Here is a 3,603-nt window from a genome sequence, read left to right as displayed (position 1 = left end):
TGAAACTTAGTAAGTCTTTCAAATGGGTCCAATGTTTCTAAAAGGTCCTGACTCTTTTCTAAATCTAAATTTATATACGCTGCTGATGTGTCTACTAAAGATTCTGGAGATGATGAATCTACAACGGACTGCAAAAGACCTGGTATAAGCCTTGAGTCCAATTCAGTATAATTTTCTAAATCTTCTTCAACGAGTCTCATAGCAGCTAAAACTTCTTGATTGTCGTCTTCATTACTTTCATATTTTATCTCTTCAACTGCGGCTTCATAAAAGGAATCCCCAATAAAAAATTCTTCTATTTTAGCTCTCTTTACTCCTTCAACGAGAACTCTGACTACTCCTCCCGGAAGTTTTAAAATTTGTTTTATTGCGGCTAAAGTTCCATAATCAAATAAATCTTCTCTCTTTGGTTCCAATACTGCAGAATCTTTTTGTGCTACCAATAAAACATATGAGCCGTTTATTTCAGCAGCCTCTACTGCCGCTATACTCTTTTGTCTTCCACAATCAAAGTGTGTTACCATTCTTGGAAAAACGACTAAATCCCTCAATGCTATTAAAGGCACTTTTTTATTTTCACTCAAATTATCACCTACTATAAAATAGGACTCACTAAGTGAGCCCCTAATTAATTTACATTCTTTAAAATTAACTCTGGACTCTTGTCTCCACTAACCGAATCCTTTGTTATAATTACCTTCTCAACATCATCTCGAGATGGTATTTCATACATTATATCCATTATAGTATTTTCTATTATACTTCTAAGACCTCTTGCTCCGGCCTTTTTTTCTATTGCAGACTTTGCAATATACTTAAGAGCTTCATCCTCAAACTCTAATTCTACATCATCAAGCTTTAACAATGCTTTATATTGTTTGACGAGTGCATTTTTAGGTTGAGTTAAAATTTCAATCAGAGCATCTTCATCCAACTGTTCTAAAGTAACTGTTATAGGTAGACGACCTATAAGCTCAGGTATCAAACCAAATTTTAAAAAGTCCTCTGTCCTTACATCCTTTAGAAGTAGTCCTCTGTCACGATTTTTATCAGTTAATTCACTTCCAAATCCCATAGAAGATTTTTCAGTTCTGGACTCAATGATACTATCTATTCCGTCAAATGCTCCCCCAACGATAAATAATATGTTGGTTGTATCAACTTGTATAAATTCCTGATTAGGGTGCTTTCTTCCGCCTTGTGGAGGTACATTAGCTACTGTGCCCTCTATTATTTTCAATAGAGCTTGTTGTACACCCTCTCCACTTACATCTCTTGTTATAGATACATTTTCAGCTTTTCTAGCTATCTTGTCTATTTCATCAATGTAAATTATTCCCTTTTCAGCTTTTTCTATATCATAATCTGCAGCTTGAACTAACTTTAAAATGATGTTCTCTACATCTTCACCAACATAGCCTGCTTCAGTAAGAGTTGTCGCATCTGCAATTGCAAACGGAACATTTAATACCTTAGCTAAAGTTTGAGCCAGAAGAGTCTTACCACTACCGGTTGGCCCAACCATTAGAATATTAGATTTTTGTAGCTCAACATCATCTTTATCTCTATGCGTTGAAATTCTCTTATAGTGATTATATACAGCCACCGCTAATGATCTCTTTGCCTTGTCTTGTTTTATGACATATTGGTCCAACACACTCTTTATTTCAGCAGGTTTTTTCAAATCAAACTCTGTGTTTAAAAGTTCTTTTTGTTCTTCATTTAAAATTTCTTCACAAAGGTCTATGCATTCATTACAAATGTATACATTTGGTCCTGCAATAAGTCTGTCAACCTGATTATACGCTTTACCACAAAAAGAACATCTGGCAATTTCATCCTCTTTATTTAAAGTACCTTTTGCCATTTAACACCTCAGTTTCTCTTCTCAATTACTTTATCGATTATACCGTACTCAAGAGCTTCATCTGCTGTTAAATAATAGTCTCTGTCTGTATCTAACTCTATCTTATCCAACGGTTGACCGGTTCTCTCTGAAAGTATTTTATTTAATCGTTCTCTTACTTTTAAAATTTTTTCAGCTTGAATCTTTATGTCTGTCGCTTGTCCTTGAGCTCCTCCCAAAGGTTGGTGAATCATTATATCTGCATTAGGTAGCGCAAATCTCTTCCCCTTTGTGCCAGCTATTAAAAGGAATGCTCCCATAGATGCTGCCATACCCATACATATTGTGGAAACATCACACTTTATATATTGCATAGTGTCATAGATTGCAAACCCCGCACTCACAGACCCCCCCGGGCTGTTTATATATATTTGAATATCCTTAGTATTATCTTCTGCTTCTAAAAACAATAATTGTGCAACTACAAGGTCTGCTACTTGGTCGTTTATCTCGCCTGTTAAAAATATTATTCTTTCTTTTAATAATCTTGAATAAATATCGTAGCTTCTTTCCCCTCTTCCAGTTTGCTCAACTACCATAGGCACTAATGCCATTTAATCACCTTTCTTTTCTCTTTTATAAATTATTTATCCTCTTCAGAATCAGTTTCTTCGGCAGGTTCTATAAATTTAGCATTCTCATATAAATAATCAAGAGTTTTTTTGTTCATAAGGTCTTCTTTTATGGATTCTCTATTTGAACCATTCATATACTCTCTCATTTTTGTTTTTTGTTCTTCATTATCTTTGAAATACAGGTTTACTATATTCTCAATTTCAGCATCTACATCTTCATCAGTCGGTACAATACCTTCAAGTTCAGCAACTTTTTCAAGAGCTAATGCACTTTTAACTTGCTTAAGAGCATCTTCTCTTAAGTTTTCAGCAAAATCTTTAACTTCAACACCAATCATTCCTAAGTAGTCTTCAAGGTTCATTCCTTGGCTACGTAAATTTTGATCAAAGTTTTGCATCTGAGTATTGATTTGAGCGTCAACCATTCCTTTTGGAACGTCTACTTCAACAATTTCAACTAACTTCTTAGAGATAGCTTCTTTCTTTTCTGCAATTGCTCTTTCTTCAAATTGCTTAACTTTCTTTTCTCTTAAATCATTTTTGTATTCTTCAACTGTATCAAATTCTGAAATATCTTTGATAAATTCATCGTCTAATTCAGGAAGTTCTTCTTTTGAAATAGAGTTTAATCTAACTGAAAATACAGCTTCTTTTCCCTTTAAATCTTCAGAGAAGTAATCTTCTGGGAATGTTACATTAACATCAAATTCATCATCAATGTTGTGTCCTTCGATTTGTTTTTCAAATCCTGGGATAAAAGTATTTGACCCCAAAACTAGATCTTGGTTTTCTCCAGCTCCACCTTCAAATTCTTCTCCATCAACTCTACCTACAAAATCGATGTTTACCTTATCTCCTTCTTCAGCTGCTCTGTCATCAATGTTTAGAACTCTTGCATTAAGACTTCTTTGTTGGTCAAGTTCAGCATTTAAAAGTTCTTCAGTAACTTCATATTTAACATCTTCAACTTCTAAACCCTTGTATCCTTCGATTTTAACTTCAGGTTTTACATCTACTGAAATTTCAACCTTAATATCTTCACCTGAGTGAGCTTCTTCAATATTTACATGCGGCTGGTCTACAACTTCAAGCTTTAATTCTTCAATAGTTTCTTCATATTTC

Annotated in this window: 4 protein-coding genes; all 4 read right to left on the bottom strand. The window is 34.1% G+C overall.

The window, feature by feature from the left end:
• The coding region (locus SOR77_RS09515) for an LON peptidase substrate-binding domain-containing protein (RefSeq protein WP_320636867.1) at nt 1-584 on the bottom strand (584 nt) is incomplete at its 3' end.
• Nucleotides 585-628: 44 nt separating this feature from the next.
• Nucleotides 629-1,867, bottom strand: coding sequence for an ATP-dependent Clp protease ATP-binding subunit ClpX (gene clpX / locus SOR77_RS09510; protein ID WP_320636866.1), 1,239 nt, complete (start codon nt 1,865-1,867; stop codon nt 629-631).
• An 8-nt stretch (nt 1,868-1,875) separates the two neighbouring features.
• Complete coding sequence (gene clpP, locus SOR77_RS09505) at nt 1,876-2,460, bottom strand: ATP-dependent Clp endopeptidase proteolytic subunit ClpP (protein ID WP_004821921.1); 585 nt, start codon at nt 2,458-2,460, stop codon at nt 1,876-1,878.
• Nucleotides 2,461-2,489: 29 nt separating this feature from the next.
• The coding region (gene tig / locus SOR77_RS09500) for a trigger factor (RefSeq protein ID WP_320636865.1) at nt 2,490-3,603 on the bottom strand (1,114 nt) is incomplete at its 5' end.

The organism is Peptoniphilus sp., assembly GCF_034090345.1.
In the GTDB taxonomy this organism is placed as follows: Bacteria; Bacillota; Clostridia; order Tissierellales; family Peptoniphilaceae; genus Peptoniphilus.
This window is presented reverse-complemented; position numbering and strand designations above follow the sequence as displayed.